The following is an 18,049-nucleotide window of genomic DNA, read 5'->3' on the forward strand; positions in this document are numbered from 1 at the left end:
GTGGGCCGTGGTGGACAGCAGCGCCTACACTCACGCCCTCATGTCCCAGCCCTCATCCCCCATCGCCCAGCCGCTGCCCTCGGAGCGCGGCGACGCACCGCTGCACATCCTCTGGCGCGACGAGCACCTGGTGGCGGTCTACAAGCCCGCAGGCTGGCTGGTGCACCGCACGGGACTGGACGCGCACGAGACGCGCTTCGTGCTGCAGACCCTGCGCGACCAGCTGGGCTGCCATGTGCACCCTGCGCACCGGCTGGACAAGGGCACCTGCGGCGTGCTGGTGATGGCCCTGCATGCCCAGGCCGCGCAGCGGCTGGGCCAGGCGTTTGCCGGGCAGCAAGTGCGCAAGCAATACCTGGCGCTGGTGCGCGGCTGGCTGCCCGATGCGGTGGAGGTGGACCATGCCCTCCGACCCGACGATGCGCCCGAGGACGCGCCAGCCCAGCCCGCACGGACTTCGCTGCGCTGCCTGGCGCGCCTGGAATGGCCCGAGGCCTTTGATCCGCGCCATGCGGCCACGCGGATTTCGCTGGTCCAGGCGCTGCCTGCCACGGGCCGGCGCCACCAGATACGCCGCCATCTCAAGCATGTGGCCCATCCCATCATTGGCGACGCCACGCACGGCAAGGGGCCGCTGAACCGCTGGTGGGCCGAGCGCCTGGGCCTGCAGCGGCTGTGGCTGCATGCCCATGCGCTGGAGCTGGCGCACCCGATGACGGGCGAGCCGCTGCGCTTGGAGGCCGACTGGAGCCGGCTGGGCCATGTGCCCGATGTGCAGCAATGGCGCGCGCTGTGCGCCCTGCCCGGCTGGCAGGCCTGTGCGGGCCTGCCGGCGACGGCCGGGCTGGATCAGGCAGCTTCGGCAGGCGCGCCCGTTTCAGGCTGCTCCATCAGCGGCGCGGCCACGTAGGCGTAGTCGGCCGAGGCATCGGCCTTGAGCACGCCCGACAGCAGCTCCACCAGGCGCTCGTTGCCCATCTTGAAGCCGCAGGCCTGGGCATGGCCGCCGCCGCCGAAGCTTTCGGCCAGCGCAATGCAGTTGAACTCCGAGCGCGATCGCAGCCCGACCTTCACCCCCTTGGTGCTGGCATGCCACATCAGCGCGAAGCTGCCGCTCTGGCGCGCCAGCAGGTCGCCGACCTGGCTGTGGAACATGCCGGGGCAGTTGACCATCAGGCCCTGCATGCCGTTGAAGACCAGGGGCTGGGCGGACTCGGAAATGTCGGCGCACAGCTTCTGGAATTTCTCGTCCATGGCGCCGCCGCGTGCCATGAAGGCAGCTTCCTGCTCGGGCGTGAAGGCCGCGATCTCGGCCCAGCGCTCGAAGCTGCGCGGCTCCATGTCCAGCGCCGCGAGAAAGCCCGCGCTCTCGGCGAACTCCCACTTCCAGATGTCGCGGTCCTCGATGAAGCGGATCAGGCCCGGCACGGGCTTGTCGGCCTGGAAGAACTCCCAGGCCAGGCGCGCGCCGGACTTGTTCATGTCGAAGTGCACGACGCCGCAGCGGCACTGGTAGCCGGTGAGCTTTTCGGCAGCGCTCTTGTGGTGGTCCAGCACCACGAGCTTGGACACGCGCGACTCGATCTCGGCCATCAGCTCGGGCTCGAAGGCGAAGTCCAGCACGTAGACCGCGCGGCCGGCCAGCTCGCCCAGGTCGTCGGCCGTCTGGATCTCGCCATGGTCCAGCCCGCGGAATTCGGCCTGCCCGCCGTAGAACAGCCAGGCCGCCAGCGCCGCGCCATAGCCGTCCGGGCAGCGGCGGCCGTGGTACAGGATCAGGGGCTGGGGATCGTCATGCTCGGGACGCACGAACAATTGCAGGGGCAGGATGGTGTTTTTCATGATGGGGGCGATTGTCGGTCCTGGCGCCATTCCCCTGCATCTGCGCCAACTCCCGGGCCAGGGCATTGCGCGGGCAGCTATCAAAGAACGTAGCGCAAAGCCTCGGCAGCACAAGGCCTATCGGCGCGGCAGACGGCATAGGCAAACCCCAGGACCTATCATGTCCGCCTTGTCATTGAATTGCTGCGACCGCCTGCGGACCCGCTTGGCGTGCAGGCCGTCGCGGCCCCTGTATGCGATCCACACCCGACATCACCCCCCATCTCGGCTCCCTGCTGAAGTTCCGCCACGACCTGCATGCCCACCCCGAGCTGCGCTACGAGGAGCACCGCACCGGCGACAAGGTGGCGGCCTATCTCCAGGCGCTGGGGCTGCAGGTGCATCGCGGGCTGGGCAGGACCGGCGTGGTGGCAAGCATCCACGGCCGGGGGCGCAGCGCCGCCAACCCGGGCCGCAGCCTCGGCATCCGTGCCGACATGGATGCGCTGCCGGTGACGGAACTCAATGCCTTCGGCCACGCCAGCCGGAACCCGGGCTGCATGCATGCCTGCGGCCATGACGGCCATACCACCATGCTGCTGGGTGCGGCCACGCTGCTGGCGCAGCAGCCCGATTTCGATGGCACGGTGCACCTGATCTTCCAGCCCGCCGAGGAAGGCGGCGCAGGCGCCAAGGCCATGATGGACGATGGCCTGTTCGAGCGATTCCCCTGCGAGGCCGTGTTCGCGCTGCACAACTGGCCTGCCCTGCCTGCCGGCGAAATGGCGGTGCGCGTGGGGCCCATCATGGCGTCCACGCTGCGTTTCGAGATCCGCGTGCACGGCAAGGGCGGCCACGCTGCCATGCCCCACACCACGCTGGACCCGATTCCCGTGGCCTGCGCCATCGTCGGCCAGCTGCAGACCCTGGTGTCGCGCAGCACCGATCCGCTGGACAGCGCCGTGCTCACCGTGGGCAAAATCACCAGCGGCACGGTGGAAAACATCATTCCCGACGAGGCCAGCATCTTCGGCACGGTGCGCGCCCTCAGGACCGAGACGCAGCAGATGTTCATCGAAGGCATGCAGCGCATCAGCGAGCATGTGGCGGCCGCCCATCTGTGCCGCGCCGAGTTCATCCTCAAGCCCGGCTACCCCAACACCACCAACCACGCGCACGAGGCCCGCTTCATGGCCGATGTGATGCGCGAGGCGGTGGGCGAGGACCGCACCCACGCCGACATCCTGCCGGCCATGACGGCCGAGGACTTCGGCTTCATGCTCGAGGCCGTGCCCGGCGCCTATGGCTGGATAGGCAACGGTCCCGCCACGGGCCAGCCCGGCGTGGGCCTGCACAATCCCGGCTACGACTTCAACGACGACAACCTGGGACGTGGCGCACGCTTTTGGGATCTGCTGGCGCGCCGCTGGCTGGAGCAGCCCGCCAACCAGGCCAGGGACTGAGACAGGCCGCGCCAGGGCCGCGACCCTGGCGTGCCTACGGCCTCAGACGCCGGCCGCCCCCACTTGAAGATCCACCCACTCGGCGGCAGGCAGCGGCCGGCCGTAGTGGTAGCCCTGGAACAGCACATCCTGGTTCCAGGCGCGCAGGGTGCCGGCCTGCTCCTCGGTCTCCACGCCTTCGGCCACCACGCGCAGGTGCAGGCGACGGGCCATGAGCAAAATGGCTTCGACCATGGCGGCATTGCCGGGCGAGGCATGGCAGTCCTGCACAAAAGACTTGTCGATCTTGAGTTCACGGAACGGCAGCCGCTGCAGATAGGCCAGCGATGAATAGCCGGTGCCGAAGTCGTCCAGCCCCATCTCCACGCCCAGCAGCTGCAGCTCGGTCATGCGCTCGCGCGCCTCGTCCACGTCGCGCATGACCACGCTTTCCGTGACCTCCAGCGTCAGCCGGCGCGGGTCGGCGCCGGTGGTGGCCAGGATGCGCTTGAGCTTGTTCACCACATCGGGCTGGCGGAACTGCCGCCAGCTGACGTTGACCGACAGCCGCCAGCCGTGCTGCACGAATTCGGGCCGCACCAGCATGCGGCAGGCCTGCTCCAGCATCCAGTCTCCCAGCTGCACGATCAGGTCCGACTCCTCTGCCACGGCAATGAAGTCGCCGGGCTCGACCATGCCCAGGCGCGGATGGTTCCAGCGCACCAGCACCTCGGCGCCCACGCAGCGCCCCATGCGGTCCACCTGGGACTGCAGGTAGGGCTGCAGCTCGCCGGCAGGGATGGCGCGGCGCAGGTCTTTTTCGATGCGAAAGCGCTTGCCCACGGCCTCGGCCATGTCGGGCTGGAAGATGACGACCTGGCCCAGACCGGCCTGCTTGGCCTGGTGCAGGGCCACGCCGGCGCGGCGCAGCACGTCATGGCCGCCGCTGTCGGTGCGCGAGGCGGCAAAGCTGGCCGCGCCGATGCTGCAGCTGGCCTGCACTTCCTCGCCGGTTTCCTCCAGCCACAGCGGCCGCTCCAGCGCGTCCTGCAGCACCTGGGCCAGGGCGCGCATGTGCTGGTCGACCTCGGCGGCCTCGTGGCCTGCCTTCTCCAGCAGCACGGCGAATTCGTCGGCGCCCATGCGGGCCAGCAGCACGCCGTCGGGCAGGGCATCGGCCAGGCGCAGCGCCAGCGCGCCCAGCAGCGCGTCGCCGCGCACCGTGCCGCGCACATCGTTGAAGGCCGTGAAGCGGTCCATGTCCAGCAGCAGCAGGCCGTGGCGCGGCTCGCCCCCCTTGCCGCCCTCGCGGAACTCGCGCGCCAGCGCGCGCAGCCGCTGGGTCAGCGACAGGCGGTTGGGCAGGCCGGTGAGCGCATCGAAATGCGCCAGCGCATGGATCTGGCGCTCCGCGCGCATGCGCTCGGACAGGTCCTGCTTGAGTTCCACGTAGTTGACGATGCTGCCGTCCGAGGCCCGTATCGGCGCCACGAGCACGGCCTCGGGCAGGTCCTCGCCCTGGCGCGTGCGGTTGGTCATCTGGCCACGCCACAGCGCGCCCCGGCCCAGCTGGTGCAGCGCCTCTTCCCAGGCCGGAGCATCCAGCCCCATGGTGGAGTAGCGGTGCGTGGGCTGGCCCAGGACTTCGTTGCGCGCAAAGCCCGTGCGCTGCAAAAAGGCCTCGTTCACATAGACGATGTTCTGGTGCACGTCGGTGATGACGATGCTCTCGGGGTTCTGCTCCACGGCGCGGTAGAACTTGCGCAGATCGTCCTGGTGCTGCTCCAGCGCGCCCAGTGTGTCCTGCAGCTCCTGGGCGCGGCGGATCAGGCTGCGCCGCGCCATCAGCGTGACCGTGCCCGTCAGCCCCAGCATGCCCACGAAGTAGAGCATGGAGAACACGGGCGAGGTCTCGCGCTGGCCGATCCAGTCAACGCCTTCCCGGCCCGCCACCCAGAAACCGGCCATGGTCAGCACGGACAGGACCAGCATGACCAGCGTGGTGCGCACGCCCAGCACCCAGGCGCACATGACCAGCAGGGCAGGAAAGGCCAGCACCGAGCCGCTTTGCACGCCGCCCGTGGCGGCCACCACGGTCACGGCCGCCGTCCAGGTGCCCCAGACAAGCACATTGGAGGCCAGCCGCCAGTGCCGGCGCCAGCCCAGCAGCACGGCACCGAAGCTCACGCCTGCGGCAACCAGGTTCAGCCGCACGCTGAGCCAGGGAACGGGGTCCTGCATCAGCAGCGCCATGGCCAGCATCACGGTGAGGCTGGTGATCCATATGCTGCCCACCAGGACCACCCTGCGCAGGGACAAATGGGTTTCCGCCTCGACTCGATGACGCCGCATGAAAAAGCCCCAACAGAGAAAGAACACTCAACATGCTAGCGGTCGGCGCCGCCTGCGGCTGTGGTGGTTGTGCCACCGCCCCGGTCGGACGCGCTCTTGCACCAAACAGGGTATGCGGGCGCCGGTTCAGGGCGCGCTTTTGCGCTCGCGCGGCGGCCGCTTGCGCGCCTTGACGGCGTCCTTGCGCGCCTGGCGCTCGGCATCGCGTTGCTGGCCCACGGCCAGCCATTGCGCGTACTCCTCGGGAGTCTCCAGCGTGATGCGGCCCAGGACCGCTGCGCGGAAATCCGTGAGCACCAGCTCGGCCGCCTTTTGCACATTGACACGTCCGCCGCCCATCATGGCGCCGCGGCGCCGGCCGATGGCGTCCAGCAGCTCGTCGTCGTGCAGGGCGGCGATGCGTTCGTTGTCCAGGCCCAGCTTGTAGCGCGCCTCCAGCATGTCCGCGTAGTTCTTCTGCAGATAGCCCAGCAGCTCCAGCGCCACCAGTTCCTCGTCATAGGCGTTGCGGCCGACGGCGCCGCTGGCGGCCAGGTTGTAGCCGCTTTGCTCGACGATGATGCGCGGCCACAGCATGCCGGGCGTGTCCCAGAGGTAGAAGTCGTCGGCCAGCACGATGCGCTGCTCCAGCTTGGTGATGCCGGCCTCGTCCCCCGTTTTGGCCTGCCGCTTGCCGCTCATGGAGTTGATCAGCGTGGACTTGCCCACGTTGGGGATGCCGCAGATCAGCACGCGCATGGGCTTGGCCATGCCGCCACGGTTCGGCGCCAGCAGCTTGCAGGCCTCGATCAGCCGGCGCGTGGGCGCGGGCTCGGAGGCGTCCAGCGCAATGGCGCGCGTGTCGCTCTGGGCGTTGTACCAGTCCAGCCACAGCGGCGTGCGCGCGGCATCGGCCAGGTCCTGCTTGTTGAGCACCTGCAGGCGCGGCTTGTGGCCCGTCAGCTCCTGCAGCAGCGGGTTGCTGCTCGACCCCGGCAGGCGCGCATCCAGCACTTCGATGACCACATCGATTTCCTTGACGCGCTCGGTGATCACCTTGCGCGTGAGATTCATGTGACCGGGGAACCACTGTATGGCCATGGGATTACTTTCTGGGAAACGGGGGGACTGGCAGGGGCGCAAGGATAATTCATGGCTTGCGCAGACAGGATGCAACAACGCGCGGCGCCCCGGCGCAACCCGCAGACTTCCATTTTTCTTGCGCAAGCCGCAATTGTCCCCCGCTTTTACGCCCAGCCTCACTGCCCATGTCCTTGCCCGATACCCCCTCGTCCCGCTCCGCCTCGCGCAAGGCAGACATCGAACTGCTGATCAAGGGCGTGACCTGCGCCGTGATCGGGCTGGTGATTCTGCTGGCGCCACAGTTCATGGCGCCCGGGGGCATCGTGCAGATGATGGCCCAGTCGTACCTGGTCGGCTGGTTCGCCCTGCTGCTGGGCACGGCCTTCATCGTGCTGTTTGCGGTGCGCCGCCGCAAGGCGCGGCGCTGAGCATGGTGCAGGGGCCGCTGGAGCAGGCGCTGTCGCAGATCCAGCTGTGGCAGCAGCGCGCCCAGGCCGCAGGCATTGCACTGCGCCCTGCGCCGCCCCAGCCCACGAGCTGCTGCGGCCGCGGCTGCAACGGCTGCGTCTGGGAGGGTTTCTACGACGCCGTGCTGTTCTGGTGCGAGGACGCAGGCCAGGCGCTGGGCGCCGGGCGGGGTTGAAGCGCGCTCAGCGCAGGTTCTCCGGCGCCATGTAGCGCAGGCGCCATTCCTCGAACGACAGCGTGTCCGCGGCCTCGATGTCGCGCTGCTCCTGCACGGACTGCGCCGACCATTGCTCGAAGCGCTGCTGCTGCGCCTGGCTCCAGGGCAGGGCCAGCAGCGAGTCGCGGGCCTGCTCGGACCGGGCCAGCGTGAAGTTCGCAAAGCTGTTGCCGTATGCGCCCGTCAGCTCGCCCAGCACATGGGCCGACGGCGTGCGCTCGGGGTGCTCCAGGCGCTCCAGCGCCTGGGCCAGGGCGGCGCTGTAGTCCTGCGTGCCGTGGGTGCTGTCCAGCGCCTGGGCGTAGGGTCGGCACTGGTCCAGCACTTCATGGGCCCAGTCGCGCAGCGGCACTTCTCGGCCGGCGCGCACCAGTTGCAGGCCCGGCTCGCGGCCGCGCTCGGCCGTCAGGTGCTGGTTGTGCTTGAGTTCCGCGATCTCGTCCGGCGTATCCGGCGGGCTGTCGGCGTTCAGGCAGTGCAGCAGGAACACGTCCAGCATGCGCATGGTGGGCGCGGCAATGCCCACGTCCTCGAAGGGATCGAGGTCCATCAGGCGCACTTCCACATACTCCACGCCGCGCTCGCGCAGCGCGTGCAGCGGGCGCTCGCCGCGGCTGACGGTGCGCTTGGGGCGGATGGTGCCGTAGAACTCGTTTTCGATCTGCAGCAGGCCCGTGCCCAGCTGGTTGTAGTCGCCGCCCGGGTTGCGCACTCCCAGCATCTCGTAGGCGGGATAGGGCTGGGTCAGCGCGTCGTACAGCGAATTCGCATAGCCTTCCAGGCCGTTGTAGCTGACGTTGATGCTGGCCTGCGCATCGCTCTGATAGCCCAGGCGCCCCATGCGCAGCGAGGTGGCGTGGGGCAGGTACAGCGCCTGGCCCGTATTGCCCAGCGGCTGCAGCCGGTGCTCGCGCCCCTCGACGAAACAGGGACACAGCGCGGGCGACGCGCCATACAGGTACAGCAGCACGAAGGCATGGCGCCGGAAATTGCGGATGAGCGAGAAATACTGGTCGCTGGTCACGCCGGGCAGCGACCAGTTGTAGTGGATGCCCGAAATCGTCTGCATGCGCCGGCCGTAGCGGTGGCCCAGCCCCATGCGGTACACGCTCTTGGAGCGGCCCGAGTGCGAGGAGCCGTAGCGCGCCAGCGGAATCGTCTCGTCCGTGGGCAGTTGGCAGGGCATGCTGGACGACCACAGCATCTCGCCACCCGCATCGCGCAGGCTGCGCAGCACGAACTGGTGGATCTGCACCAGCTCGTCCAGGCATTCCTGCACGCCCAGCCGCGCGCCGGTGATCAGCTCGATCTGCGATTCGCTGTAGTCGGTGGTGATGTGCGGATGCGTGAGCGCCGAGCCCAGCGCCAGGGGATGCGGCGTCAGTGCCAGGCTGCCGGAAGGCAGCACGCGCAGGCCCTCCTTTTCTATGCCACGGCGTATGCCCTTGAGCCGCTCAGGACCGGGAACCGCCATGGATGCCTGCGATGTTTTCATTCTTGTTTACCGATTCGTTGATGGGCATCGGCCCACACGGAAACCACCAGGATTCCCGGCGGACCCGACCCGGACGCCGAATGATAGAGAAACGGCAGGAAACGCGATGGCGCCTGTCCGCTTAACCACGCGTTTTGGCCTGTTGCCCCGCATGGGATCGCCGCGAGCGAAAGGAATATGTCAGAGTTTCGCCCTCCCGGCCGGCGCTGCCTTGATACCGGGCAAGGGACGGCCGGCCAGCGGCGAAACCTCTGGCCGGCCCCTGGTCATCGACGGGCTGCAGCCATGGCCTTGCCCACTTCCAGCGTGCCCTGGGCGGCGCCGCTGGCGGGCACCTGTTCGCCGCTGCGGTCCAGCACCTGGGCCAGCTGTGCGGCCAGCTGTTCCGGCACCTGCTCGCCCTGGCCCAGGTAAACGCCTTCGGTCAGCGTGATGAAGGCGGCCTCGAAGCCGCCCGCGCCTGCGCACAGCGTGGTGCGTGTGGGCGCACTTTCGTGGGCCAGCACCAGCATGGCGGGCACCACGGCCTCGGGCTTGAGGGCGGCCAGCACGGCCTCGGGCATCAGGCCTTCCGTCATGCGGGTGGCCGCCGTGGGCGCCAGCGCATTCACATGGATGCCGTGCTTGGCGCCTTCGATGGCCAGGGTCTGCATGAGGCCGACCTGGGCCAGCTTGGCCGCGCCGTAGTTGGCCTGGCCGAAGTTGCCGTACAGGCCCGTGGAAGACGTGGTCATCACGATGCGCCCGTAGTTCTGCGCCTGCATGTGCGGCCACACGGCCTTGCAGCAATGCGCGGCGCCCATCAGGTGCACTTCCACCACCAGGCGGAAGTCGTCCATGCCCATCTTGGCAAAGCTCTTGTCGCGCAGGATGCCGGCGTTGTTGACCAGGATGTCCACGCGGCCCCAGGCATCGACGGCCTGCTGCACCATGGCCTGCACGGCCTCGAAATCGGTGACCGATGCGCCGTTGGCCAGCGCCTGGCCGCCTGCCGCGCGGATCTCGTCCACCACGGCCTGGGCCGCCGTGGCCGAACCGCCGCTGCCATCGACCGCGCCGCCCAGATCATTGACCAGCACCTTGGCGCCGCGCGCCGCCAGCGCCAGCGCATGCAGGCGCCCCAGGCCGCCGCCGGCCCCCGTCACGATGGCCACGCGGCCTTCAAACTCAATCGCCATGGAGATGCTCCCTTTGTGTCGTTGGATGCCGGTTGCGCCCTCCGGATGGCAGGGCACCGGCCACCCAGCAATGTAGACGGACGCCGGCCGCATTCCGGTTGCCGAAGCGACTGCGGCAGGCCCGCCGGCCTTGTCCCCATCATTTCGTGACAAGCCTGTGGAAAACCATGTGCAGGCTCGGGACTGGCTGGTTAAGTAATTGTTTTGATTAGATTTTTTCGTTTTGCCTATTTTTTAATCAAATCCACAAGTCGTGTGCCCGACTTATCCCGCCTCACCCTGAACAATCTTGTGAACAACTTTCACAGCGGGCGGGATAAGGCACGCAAGTCATTGATTCAAAAGAGAAACAGGAGGATCGCTTAAAAAATAGGCAGAAGACCCCGGATTTTCGGGCCACGTCCCGCTTATCCACCGCGCAACCCGCATGTACGCATTTACCCCCATTCGTACTGGACAAGCATGTGGACAAGCCGCCAAAAATGCCGAATTCGCAACATAAGTCATTGATTTGACAAACAAGCCAGCCAATTGCTCAAAAAACAGGCAAACCTGTGCGTCGCAGCCGGACGCGTTCAAACGCCTTGCGACCCGCTCCCCTCACAGGCCTCATCACGCGCATGCGCTGCAAGCGCCCCGCAGACGGCACCGGCAACCAGGGGAAAGACATAGACGCCGAGGGATTTGGGAAACGGCGTGCCGGAGGTCGCTGAAAAGCATGCAGCCAGCGCGGCGACACCGCTCACCGCACCCAGCACGGCGCCGAACTCCCTGGTGCTCAGTACCTTGAGCAGGCCCCTGAGAGGCCAGCCGACCACATAGATCATCCCCGCCAAAGCGGCAGGAACAGCACCTATGCCGTAGCCGAACACGACGAGCAGCCAGTTCACCGGCAGGACCGGCGCACCGTCCGCGCCCACAAGCATCACGGTCAGCACGCCCACACCGGGACCGACCAGCAGGAAAACGAGCACAGGCAGGAGGTAGGGCTTGATATGCATGGCGCCAAGCCTAGCGCACCGCTGACCGCTGCCCGGGAGACCCACCTCAACCCGGCCCCTGGTGCCAGACATTGCCTGATATAGGCCCGATACAGAGCCCGATACAGGGTACAAACACCCTTCGCCCCACAGAATTGCAGCCCCCCCTTGATAACCATGAGCCAGGATTCCCCCGCCTCCTCCCCTTTTCCCCGCCCTTCTTCACGGCCCGCCTCACGCCCAGCGGTCTGCAGGTCGATGCCTGGGCCGACCAGCCGCTGTTGCACTCGCTGGAGCAGGGCGGCGTGGACTGGCCCAGTTCCTGCCGCAACGGCACCTGCCGCACCTGCATCGGGCAGCTGGTGTCGGGCAGCGTGCGCTACGAGATCGAATGGCCGGGCGTGACGCGCGAGGAGCGGGCCGAGGGCTGCGTGCTGCCCTGCATCGCCTATCCCGAAGGCGATGTGGTGCTGCAGGACCCCGGCCCCTGAATCCGGCCAAAGCCCGCGCCGCCTGCGGCCGATGGCCGCTGGAATAGAATGTGCGCTTTCGCAAGGTCATTCCGGGTCATGCCGATTGCCGACAGCGGCTGCGCCGCGCCACACGTTCTTTGGAAGCCCACTTCTGACGCCTGCCAGGCCGAGGAAGCCGGCGCGTGTGCCGCGCCCCGTCCGCACGACCCGGCTCCTCCAGAAGGCACTCCATGAACAACTCCACGTCCCCCGTGCCCATCTCGCCGGTGGAAGACATCATTGCCGACATGCGCGCGGGCCGCATGGTCATCCTCGTCGATGAGGAAGACCGCGAGAACGAAGGCGATCTGGTGCTGGCCGCCGACCATGTCACCCCCGAGGCGATCAACTTCATGGCGCGCTTCGGCCGCGGCCTGATCTGCCTGACGCTCACGCGCGAGCGCTGCGAATACCTGAAGCTGCCGCCCATGGCCGCGCGCAACGGCACCGTGTACAGCACGGCCTTCACCGTATCCATCGAAGCGGCCGAGGGCGTGACCACCGGCATCTCCGCCGCCGACCGCGCCCGTACCGTGCAGGCCGCCGTGGCCAAGGACTCCAAGCCCACGGACCTGGTCCAGCCGGGCCACATCTTCCCGCTGCAGGCCGTCGACGGCGGCGTGCTCATGCGCGCCGGTCACACCGAGGCCGGCTGCGACTTCGCCGCCCTGGCAGGCTGCAGCCCCGCCGCCGTGATCTGCGAGATCATGAAGGACGACGGCACCATGGCCCGCCTGCCCGACCTGCAGCTGTTCGCGGCCGAGCACGGCCTGAAGATCGGCACCATTGCCGACCTGATCCAGTACCGCAGCCGCAACGAAACTCTGCTCAGCAAGGTCGGCGAGCGCCCGCTGCAGACGGCACATGGCGAGTTCATCGCCCATGCCTTCCGCGACCTGCCCAGCCAGTCCGTGCACCTGGCACTGGTCAAGGGCCAGTGGGATGCCGACACGCCCGTGCCCGTGCGCGTGCATGAGCCGCTGTCCGTGCTGGACGCGCTGGAGACCGGCCGCACCCTGCATTCCTGGAGCCTGGACACCAGCCTCGAATACATCGCCCGCCAGGGCCACGGCGTGGCCGTGCTGCTCAACTGCGGCGAAAGCGGCGACCAGCTGCTGGCCCAGTTCGACGGCAGCGCACGCGCCGCCCAGGCGCCCGAGCGCGGCCGCATGGACCTGCGCACCTATGGCGTGGGCGCGCAGATCCTGCGCGAGTGCGGCGTGCAGCGCATGCAGCTCATGGGCCAGCCGCGCCGCCTGCCCAGCATGGCCGGCTACGGCCTCGAAATCAGCGGCTACATCCCCAAGGAATAAGAAATGTTGAACGCAGAAAAGGGCCAGGCCCTGAATCTTGATGGTGCGCAACTGCGCATTGGCATCGTGCAGGCCCGCTTCAATGAAAGCATCACCAACAGCCTGACCCAGGCCTGCCGCGAAGAGCTGGTGGCCCTGGGCGTGCAGGCCGGAAACATCGACCACGTCACCGTGCCCGGCGCCCTCGAAGTGCCCGTGGCGCTGCAGGCGATGGCCGAGTCCGACCGCTACGACGCCCTGGTGGCGCTGGGCTGCATCATCCGTGGGGAGACATACCACTTCGAGCTGGTGGCCAACGAATCGGGCGCGGGTGTCACGCGCCTGGCCCTGGACTACCAGCTGCCGATCGCCAACGCGATCATCACCACCGAGAACACCGAGCAGGCCATTGCACGCCAGACCGAAAAGGGACGCGACGCGGCCCGGGTCGCCGTGGAAATGGCCAACCTGCTCCAAACCATTGACCGACCATGAGCGACGAACACTCCACACCGGCCTCCGCACGCCCCCCCCGCCAGAGCCGCACCGGCCTGACCAGCACCGGCGCGCGCAAGGCCGCCTCCAAGTCCAACCGCAGCCGCGCGCGTGAATTCGCGCTGCAGGCCCTGTACCAGCACCTGGTGGGCGGCAACGACGTGGAGGCCATCGACCGCTTCACGCGCGACCTGTCGGGCTTTCACAAGGCCGACTCGGTGCACTACGACGCGCTGCTGCGCGGCTGCATCAACTCCCAGGTGGACCTGGACGCACTGATCGCCCCCAAGCTGGACCGCACCATGGCCGAGATCTCGCCCATCGAGCACGCCAGCATGTGGATAGGCGTCTATGAATTCCAGCACTGCATGGACGTGCCCTGGCGCGTGGTGCTCAACGAGTGCATCGAGCTGGCCAAGGAATTCGGCGGCACCGACGGCCACAAGTACGTGAACGCCGTGCTCAACGGCCTGGCGCCCACGCTGCGCGCCGATGAGGTGGCACACGACCGCGCCGCAAAGAGCAGCGCAGCGCCTGCTGCGCCGGCCGCGCCTGCGGCCGACGACGCGGCCGGCCAGGCCGGCTGAAGCGCGTCCTGCCACGCGCCTGCATCCACCGGGGCACAGGCCCCGCCGCATCCGTCCGTCCCTGGCCCGCCCGCGCCTGCCGGGCGCGGGCGCCTCTTTCAGGATTTCACCCGTCATGAAGTTTTCGACCCGCGCCGACCGCATTGAGCCCTTTTACGTGATGGAGATCGCCAAGGCGGCGCAGGAGATGGCGCGCGGCTGCGCGGACAGCGACACGCCGATGATCTTCCTGAACATCGGCGAGCCCGACTTCACCGCGCCCCCGCTGGTGCAGGAGGCTGCGGCCCGTGCCGTGCAGGACGGCGCCACGCAGTACACGCCGGCCCTGGGCCTGCCCCAGCTGCGCGAGCGCATCAGCCACTGGTATGCGCAGCGCTTCGGCGTGGATGTGCCGGCGCGGCGCATCGTGGTCACGGCCGGCGCCTCGGCCGCGCTGCAGCTGGCCTGCCTGGCGACCATCGACGCGGGCGACGAAATCCTCATGCCCGACCCCAGCTATCCCTGCAACCGCCACTTCGTGAGCGCAGCCGAAGGCCGGGCCGTGATGGTGCCGACCACGGCAGCCGAGCGCTACCAGCTGAGCGCCGACAAGGTCGAGGCCGCCTGGAACGCGCACACGCGCGGCGTGCTGCTGGCCTCACCCTCCAACCCCACCGGCACCTCGATTGCGCCGGCCGAGCTGCGCCGCATCCTTGACGTGGTGCGCGCCAGGGGCGGGCTGACCATCATCGACGAGATCTACCTGGGCCTTTCGTACGATGCGGCTTTCGGCCAGACCGCGCTGGCGCTGGGCGAGGACGTGATCAGCATCAACAGCTTCAGCAAGTACTTCAACATGACGGGCTGGCGCCTGGGCTGGATGGTGGTGCCCGAGGCCATGGTGCCCGTGGTCGAGCGCGTGGCGCAGAACCTCTTCATCTGCGCCAGCACCGTCTCGCAGCGCGCCGCCCTGGCCTGCTTCGAGCCCGAGTCCATTGCCGAGTACGAACGCCGCCGCGCCGAATTCAAGGCCCGGCGCGACTTCTTCATCCCCGCTCTCGAGGCCCTGGGCCTGCCCGTGCCCGTGCAGCCCGACGGCGCCTTCTACGCCTGGGCCGACTGCCGTGCCGCTGCCGCCAAGCTCGGCGTCCAGGGCAGTTGGGACTTTGCCTACGCCGTCATGGAGCGCGCCCACCTGGCCATCACGCCGGGCCGCGACTTCGGCACGTGCGAGACCGCCGACTTCGTGCGCTTTTCGACGGCCAACTCCATGGAACAGCTGCAGGAGGCCGTGCGCCGCCTGCAGCGCCTGCTGGCCTGAGGCCCGCCGCACATGGCCTTCGAATTTCCCATCCGCGTCTACTGGGAGGACACCGATGCCGGAGGCATCGTGTTCTACGCCAACTACCTCAAGTTCTTCGAGCGCGCCCGCACCGAGTGGCTGCGCGCCCTGGGCATAGGCCAGCAGCAGCTGCGGGAACAAACGGGCGGCATGTTTGTCGTAACCCAGGCCCAGCTGCAATACCTGCGGGCGGCCCGGCTGGATGACCAACTCCTTGTTACCGCCGAGCTGCAAAGCAGTGGCCGCGCTTCGCTGACAATACGCCAGCAGGCGCTGCTGGCATCCGCCGGCGATGGCAATGCGCCGCCGCCCCTGTTGTGCGAAGGCACGATCCGCATTGGATGGGTGGATGGCTCGACCATGCGCCCCGCAAGAATTCCGAACCGCATCCTGGAGCAACTCTCATGAACTCCCATGACATGTCCATACTCAGCCTCGTGCTGCAGGCCAGCTGGGTCGTGCAGCTGGTCATGCTGATCCTTGTGGGCGCCTCGGTGGCCAGCTGGGCCACCATCTTCCGCAAGTCGCAGACCTTGAAGCGCGTGCGCACGCTCAACGACGGCTTCGAGCAGGACTTCTGGTCGGGCACCAGCCTCAACGACCTCTATGCCTCGGCGGCCCACCACGCCAAGCAGGGCGGCCCCATGGAACGCATCTTCGCCAGCGGCATGCGCGAGTACCAAAAGCTGCGCGAGCGCCGCATCGCCGATGTGAACCAATTGATGGACGGCACGCGCCGCGCCATGCGCGCCAGCTTCCAGCGCGAGATGGACGAGGTCGAATCGGGCCTGTCCTTCCTGGGCACCGTGGGCTCGGTCTCTCCCTACGTGGGCCTGTTCGGCACCGTCTGGGGCGTGATGCACGCCTTCACCGGCTTTGCCAACATGGAGCAGATCACGCTGGCCACCGTGGCCCCCGGCATTGCCGAGGCGCTGGTGGCCACGGCCATGGGCCTGTTCGCCGCCATCCCGGCCGTCACGGCCTACAACCGCTACGCCCACCAGATCGACCGCGTGGCCAGCCAGCAGGAAACCTTCATCGAAGAGTTCTCCAACATCCTGCAGCGCAACGTGGGTGCGACCGGCTCCAGCACCCCGTCCGGCCATTGAAGTCGCGCACAGTTTGCAAGGAGTGAGCACATGCCCGCAGTAGCCTCGCGCGGCGGCCGCAGCCGCCGCACCGTCAACGAGATCAACATGGTGCCCTTCATCGACGTGATGCTGGTGCTGCTCATCATCTTCATGGTGACAGCGCCCATGCTCACGCCGGGCTCCATCAACGTGCCCAGTGCCGGCAAGGCCGCGCGCACGCCCCCGAAGCGCGCCGACGTGATGATCGACAAGGACGGCGGCATCCGCATCAAGGCCGGCAGCACCGACAAGACCGTCACGATCCAGGAACTGGGCGCGGTCGCCAGGAGCTGGCAGGACCAGCAAAGCGACGACAGCGCCGTGCTGATCTCGGCCGACAAGAAGCTGCCCTTCGAGACCGTGATGGCCGCCATGTCGGCCCTGCAATCGGCCGGCGTCAAGCGCGTGGCCTTCGGCGTCAAGTCCTCCCAGTAAGCAGCGCCGCCCGCCTTCGACTCCATGCCCAACCTGCAAGACCACGACCAGTTCGCACCGCCGCGCACGCGCGGCCGCACCCGTTCGTGGGCCATGGCCGTGGCCGCGCACGGGCTGCTCGTGGCCGCCATGCTGTGGACCGTGCGCCCCCCGAAGCAGGCCGACGAGCCCATGGTCGAGGCCGAGTTCTGGTCCACGGCCGCGCCGGCCCCTGCCCTGCCCGTGCCCGCGCCTCCCCCGCCACCTGCGCCCGAGCCCGTTCCCCAGCCGCCACCGCCGCCGCCCGCGCCCGTGATTGCACCGCCCCCACCTCCCAAGCCGCAGGCCGTGGACGACGACCGCGAGGCCGAGATCGCGCTGGAGAAGAAGCGCAAGATCGAGCAGCAAAAGAAGGAGCGCGCCGAACAGGCCGCCCGCGAGCAGCGCGAAAAGGAACGCCAGGAGCGCCTGGACAAGGAAAAGGCCGAGAAGGCGGCCAAGGACAAGGCCGAGCGCGAGAAGGCGGAAAAAGCCGAGAAGGACCGCCGCGACAAGCTCGAGCAGCAGAAAAAGGACAAGGCCGAGCAGGACCGCAAGGAACGCCTGGAGCAGCAAAAGAAGGACAAGGCCGAAAAGGAAAAGGCGGACAAGGAAAAAGCTGCCAAGGACAAGGCCGAGCGCGAGAAAGCCGAGAAGGCGGAGAAAGAAAAGGCCGAAAAGGCCGCCAAGGCAGAAGCCGAGAAGAAGGCCGCCGAGGACAAGCGCAAGAAGGAACAGGCCGCCAAGGAAGCGCGCGAGGCCAAGGAAGCCGAGGCACGCCGCCTGGAGAACATCCGCCGCATGCAGGGCCTGGCCGGCAGCGGCGGCTCGGCCGGCGAAGGCGCCGGTGGCAGCAAGAGCGGCGGCTCGGGCAGCTCCGCCGGAGGCCCCTCGGCCGGCTATGGCGCCAAGGTGGCCGCGCGCGTCAAGCCCAACATCGTCTACCCGGACGCCATCAGCGGCAACCCGCGGGCCGAGGTGCGCGTGCGCACCGCACCCGATGGCACCATCACCGGCGCCACCATCGCCAAGTCCAGCGGCAACAAGGCCTGGGACGACGCCGTCATCCGCGCGCTGCAAAAGACCGAGACGCTGCCGCGCGACATCGATGGCCGCGTGCCTTCGGACCTGGTCATCGGATTCCGCCCGCAGGACTGAACGGGCACAGGCCCTTCATCAAAAAGCCCCGCCGGTACCTGCCTGCGGGGCTTTTTCCATCTTGCTTTGTATGCAATCCGCCACGC

Annotated in this window: 19 protein-coding genes; 13 read left to right on the forward strand and 6 right to left on the reverse strand. The window is 68.1% G+C overall.

Features of this window, described 5'->3' with window-relative positions; all coding sequences use genetic code 11:
* The first annotated feature begins 40 nt into the window (after nt 1-40).
* Nucleotides 41-910 (forward strand): pseudouridine synthase, encoded by an 870-nt coding sequence (locus U6958_RS24725; RefSeq protein WP_244160518.1) that lies wholly within the window; start codon nt 41-43, stop codon nt 908-910.
* Here the strand turns inward: U6958_RS24725 and U6958_RS24730 are convergent.
* Nucleotides 850-1,842: a DHH family phosphoesterase gene (locus U6958_RS24730; protein WP_016453896.1), complete on the reverse strand. Its 993-nt coding sequence runs from the start codon at nt 1,840-1,842 to the stop codon at nt 850-852. The genes U6958_RS24725 and U6958_RS24730 overlap by 61 nt on opposite strands.
* A 233-nt stretch (nt 1,843-2,075) precedes the next feature.
* On the opposite strand from U6958_RS24730, the gene U6958_RS24735 reads away from it, so the two are divergent.
* Nucleotides 2,076-3,284: a M20 aminoacylase family protein gene (locus tag U6958_RS24735; RefSeq protein ID WP_034367124.1), complete on the forward strand. Its 1,209-nt coding sequence runs from the start codon at nt 2,076-2,078 to the stop codon at nt 3,282-3,284.
* A gap of 42 nt (nt 3,285-3,326) precedes the next feature.
* On the opposite strand, the gene U6958_RS24740 is transcribed toward U6958_RS24735, so the two are convergent.
* On the reverse strand, nt 3,327-5,615 hold the full coding sequence (locus U6958_RS24740) for a bifunctional diguanylate cyclase/phosphodiesterase (RefSeq protein ID WP_026062425.1): 2,289 nt from the start codon (nt 5,613-5,615) through the stop codon (nt 3,327-3,329).
* A gap of 126 nt (nt 5,616-5,741) precedes the next feature.
* Nucleotides 5,742-6,695 carry a ribosome biogenesis GTPase YlqF gene (ylqF, locus tag U6958_RS24745; protein ID WP_016453899.1) on the reverse strand — a complete coding sequence of 318 codons (954 nt, stop codon included), beginning with the start codon at nt 6,693-6,695 and terminating at the stop codon, nt 5,742-5,744.
* A 167-nt stretch (nt 6,696-6,862) separates the two neighbouring features.
* On the opposite strand from ylqF, the gene U6958_RS24750 reads away from it, so the two are divergent.
* On the forward strand, nt 6,863-7,105 hold the full coding sequence (locus U6958_RS24750; protein WP_074923116.1) for a hypothetical protein: 243 nt from the start codon (nt 6,863-6,865) through the stop codon (nt 7,103-7,105).
* A 2-nt stretch (nt 7,106-7,107) separates the two neighbouring features.
* Nucleotides 7,108-7,320: an oxidoreductase-like domain-containing protein gene (locus U6958_RS24755; RefSeq protein ID WP_016450464.1), complete on the forward strand. Its 213-nt coding sequence runs from the start codon at nt 7,108-7,110 to the stop codon at nt 7,318-7,320.
* Between the two features lie 7 nt (nt 7,321-7,327).
* Here the strand turns inward: U6958_RS24755 and gshA are convergent, their stop codons facing one another.
* The 3 genes from gshA to U6958_RS24770 form a co-directional block, all read right to left on the reverse strand.
* Nucleotides 7,328-8,857: a glutamate--cysteine ligase gene (gshA, locus tag U6958_RS24760; protein ID WP_034348046.1), complete on the reverse strand. Its 1,530-nt coding sequence runs from the start codon at nt 8,855-8,857 to the stop codon at nt 7,328-7,330.
* Between the two features lie 266 nt (nt 8,858-9,123).
* Nucleotides 9,124-10,035: an SDR family NAD(P)-dependent oxidoreductase gene (locus U6958_RS24765; RefSeq protein WP_016453901.1), complete on the reverse strand. Its 912-nt coding sequence runs from the start codon at nt 10,033-10,035 to the stop codon at nt 9,124-9,126.
* Between the two features lie 575 nt (nt 10,036-10,610).
* The gene (locus tag U6958_RS24770; protein WP_074923129.1) at nt 10,611-11,036 is read right to left on the reverse strand and encodes a hypothetical protein; all 426 of its coding nucleotides are present in this window, start codon (nt 11,034-11,036) and stop codon (nt 10,611-10,613) included.
* A 134-nt stretch (nt 11,037-11,170) separates the two neighbouring features.
* Between U6958_RS24770 and U6958_RS24775 the strand changes: the two genes are divergently transcribed.
* From U6958_RS24775 to tolA, 9 genes are all read left to right on the forward strand, one after another.
* Nucleotides 11,171-11,506: a 2Fe-2S iron-sulfur cluster binding domain-containing protein gene (locus tag U6958_RS24775; RefSeq protein ID WP_350337289.1), complete on the forward strand. Its 336-nt coding sequence runs from the start codon at nt 11,171-11,173 to the stop codon at nt 11,504-11,506.
* Nucleotides 11,507-11,718: 212 nt separating this feature from the next.
* Nucleotides 11,719-12,840 carry a bifunctional 3,4-dihydroxy-2-butanone-4-phosphate synthase/GTP cyclohydrolase II gene (ribBA, locus tag U6958_RS24780; protein ID WP_016450459.1) on the forward strand — a complete coding sequence of 374 codons (1,122 nt, stop codon included), beginning with the start codon at nt 11,719-11,721 and terminating at the stop codon, nt 12,838-12,840.
* Between the two features lie 3 nt (nt 12,841-12,843).
* A complete protein-coding gene (gene ribH, locus U6958_RS24785; RefSeq protein ID WP_074923115.1) occupies nt 12,844-13,314 on the forward strand; it encodes a 6,7-dimethyl-8-ribityllumazine synthase in 471 nt (156 codons plus the stop codon).
* Nucleotides 13,311-13,901: a transcription antitermination factor NusB gene (nusB, locus tag U6958_RS24790; RefSeq protein WP_016453904.1), complete on the forward strand. Its 591-nt coding sequence runs from the start codon at nt 13,311-13,313 to the stop codon at nt 13,899-13,901. Before ribH ends, nusB begins: the two co-directional genes overlap by 4 nt.
* Nucleotides 13,902-14,016: 115 nt before the next feature.
* Nucleotides 14,017-15,201 carry a pyridoxal phosphate-dependent aminotransferase gene (locus U6958_RS24795; protein ID WP_074923114.1) on the forward strand — a complete coding sequence of 395 codons (1,185 nt, stop codon included), beginning with the start codon at nt 14,017-14,019 and terminating at the stop codon, nt 15,199-15,201.
* Nucleotides 15,202-15,213: 12 nt separating this feature from the next.
* Nucleotides 15,214-15,630 carry a tol-pal system-associated acyl-CoA thioesterase gene (gene ybgC, locus U6958_RS24800; RefSeq protein WP_016450455.1) on the forward strand — a complete coding sequence of 139 codons (417 nt, stop codon included), beginning with the start codon at nt 15,214-15,216 and terminating at the stop codon, nt 15,628-15,630.
* The gene (gene tolQ / locus U6958_RS24805) at nt 15,627-16,331 is read left to right on the forward strand and encodes a protein TolQ (RefSeq protein ID WP_016450454.1); all 705 of its coding nucleotides are present in this window, start codon (nt 15,627-15,629) and stop codon (nt 16,329-16,331) included. Before ybgC ends, tolQ begins: the two co-directional genes overlap by 4 nt.
* 30 nt (nt 16,332-16,361) lie before the next feature.
* Nucleotides 16,362-16,787 (forward strand): biopolymer transporter ExbD, encoded by a 426-nt coding sequence (locus U6958_RS24810; protein ID WP_016453907.1) that lies wholly within the window; start codon nt 16,362-16,364, stop codon nt 16,785-16,787.
* 24 nt (nt 16,788-16,811) lie between these two features.
* Entirely contained in the window at nt 16,812-17,963 is a 1,152-nt protein-coding gene (gene tolA / locus U6958_RS24815; protein ID WP_016453908.1) for a cell envelope integrity protein TolA, read from the forward strand.
* The last annotated feature ends 86 nt before the right edge of the window (nt 17,964-18,049 follow it).

It is taken from the genome of Delftia lacustris (assembly GCF_040267515.1).
In the GTDB taxonomy this organism is placed as follows: domain Bacteria; phylum Pseudomonadota; class Gammaproteobacteria; order Burkholderiales; family Burkholderiaceae_C; genus Comamonas; species Comamonas tsuruhatensis.

Coding starts and splice junctions, on each gene's coding strand:
- U6958_RS24725 (WP_244160518.1), top strand. CDS start 41: ATGTCCCAGCCCTCATCCCCCATCGCCCAGCCGCTGCCCTCGGAGCGC.
- U6958_RS24730 (WP_016453896.1), bottom strand. CDS start 1,842: ATGAAAAACACCATCCTGCCCCTGCAATTGTTCGTGCGTCCCGAGCAT.
- U6958_RS24735 (WP_034367124.1), top strand. CDS start 2,076: ATGCGATCCACACCCGACATCACCCCCCATCTCGGCTCCCTGCTGAAG.
- U6958_RS24740 (WP_026062425.1), bottom strand. CDS start 5,615: ATGCGGCGTCATCGAGTCGAGGCGGAAACCCATTTGTCCCTGCGCAGG.
- ylqF (WP_016453899.1), bottom strand. CDS start 6,695: ATGGCCATACAGTGGTTCCCCGGTCACATGAATCTCACGCGCAAGGTG.
- U6958_RS24750 (WP_074923116.1), top strand. CDS start 6,863: ATGTCCTTGCCCGATACCCCCTCGTCCCGCTCCGCCTCGCGCAAGGCA.
- U6958_RS24755 (WP_016450464.1), top strand. CDS start 7,108: ATGGTGCAGGGGCCGCTGGAGCAGGCGCTGTCGCAGATCCAGCTGTGG.
- gshA (WP_034348046.1), bottom strand. CDS start 8,857: ATGAAAACATCGCAGGCATCCATGGCGGTTCCCGGTCCTGAGCGGCTC.
- U6958_RS24765 (WP_016453901.1), bottom strand. CDS start 10,035: ATGGCGATTGAGTTTGAAGGCCGCGTGGCCATCGTGACGGGGGCCGGC.
- U6958_RS24770 (WP_074923129.1), bottom strand. CDS start 11,036: ATGCATATCAAGCCCTACCTCCTGCCTGTGCTCGTTTTCCTGCTGGTC.
- ribBA (WP_016450459.1), top strand. CDS start 11,719: ATGAACAACTCCACGTCCCCCGTGCCCATCTCGCCGGTGGAAGACATC.
- ribH (WP_074923115.1), top strand. CDS start 12,844: ATGTTGAACGCAGAAAAGGGCCAGGCCCTGAATCTTGATGGTGCGCAA.
- nusB (WP_016453904.1), top strand. CDS start 13,311: ATGAGCGACGAACACTCCACACCGGCCTCCGCACGCCCCCCCCGCCAG.
- U6958_RS24795 (WP_074923114.1), top strand. CDS start 14,017: ATGAAGTTTTCGACCCGCGCCGACCGCATTGAGCCCTTTTACGTGATG.
- ybgC (WP_016450455.1), top strand. CDS start 15,214: ATGGCCTTCGAATTTCCCATCCGCGTCTACTGGGAGGACACCGATGCC.
- tolQ (WP_016450454.1), top strand. CDS start 15,627: ATGAACTCCCATGACATGTCCATACTCAGCCTCGTGCTGCAGGCCAGC.
- U6958_RS24810 (WP_016453907.1), top strand. CDS start 16,362: ATGCCCGCAGTAGCCTCGCGCGGCGGCCGCAGCCGCCGCACCGTCAAC.
- tolA (WP_016453908.1), top strand. CDS start 16,812: ATGCCCAACCTGCAAGACCACGACCAGTTCGCACCGCCGCGCACGCGC.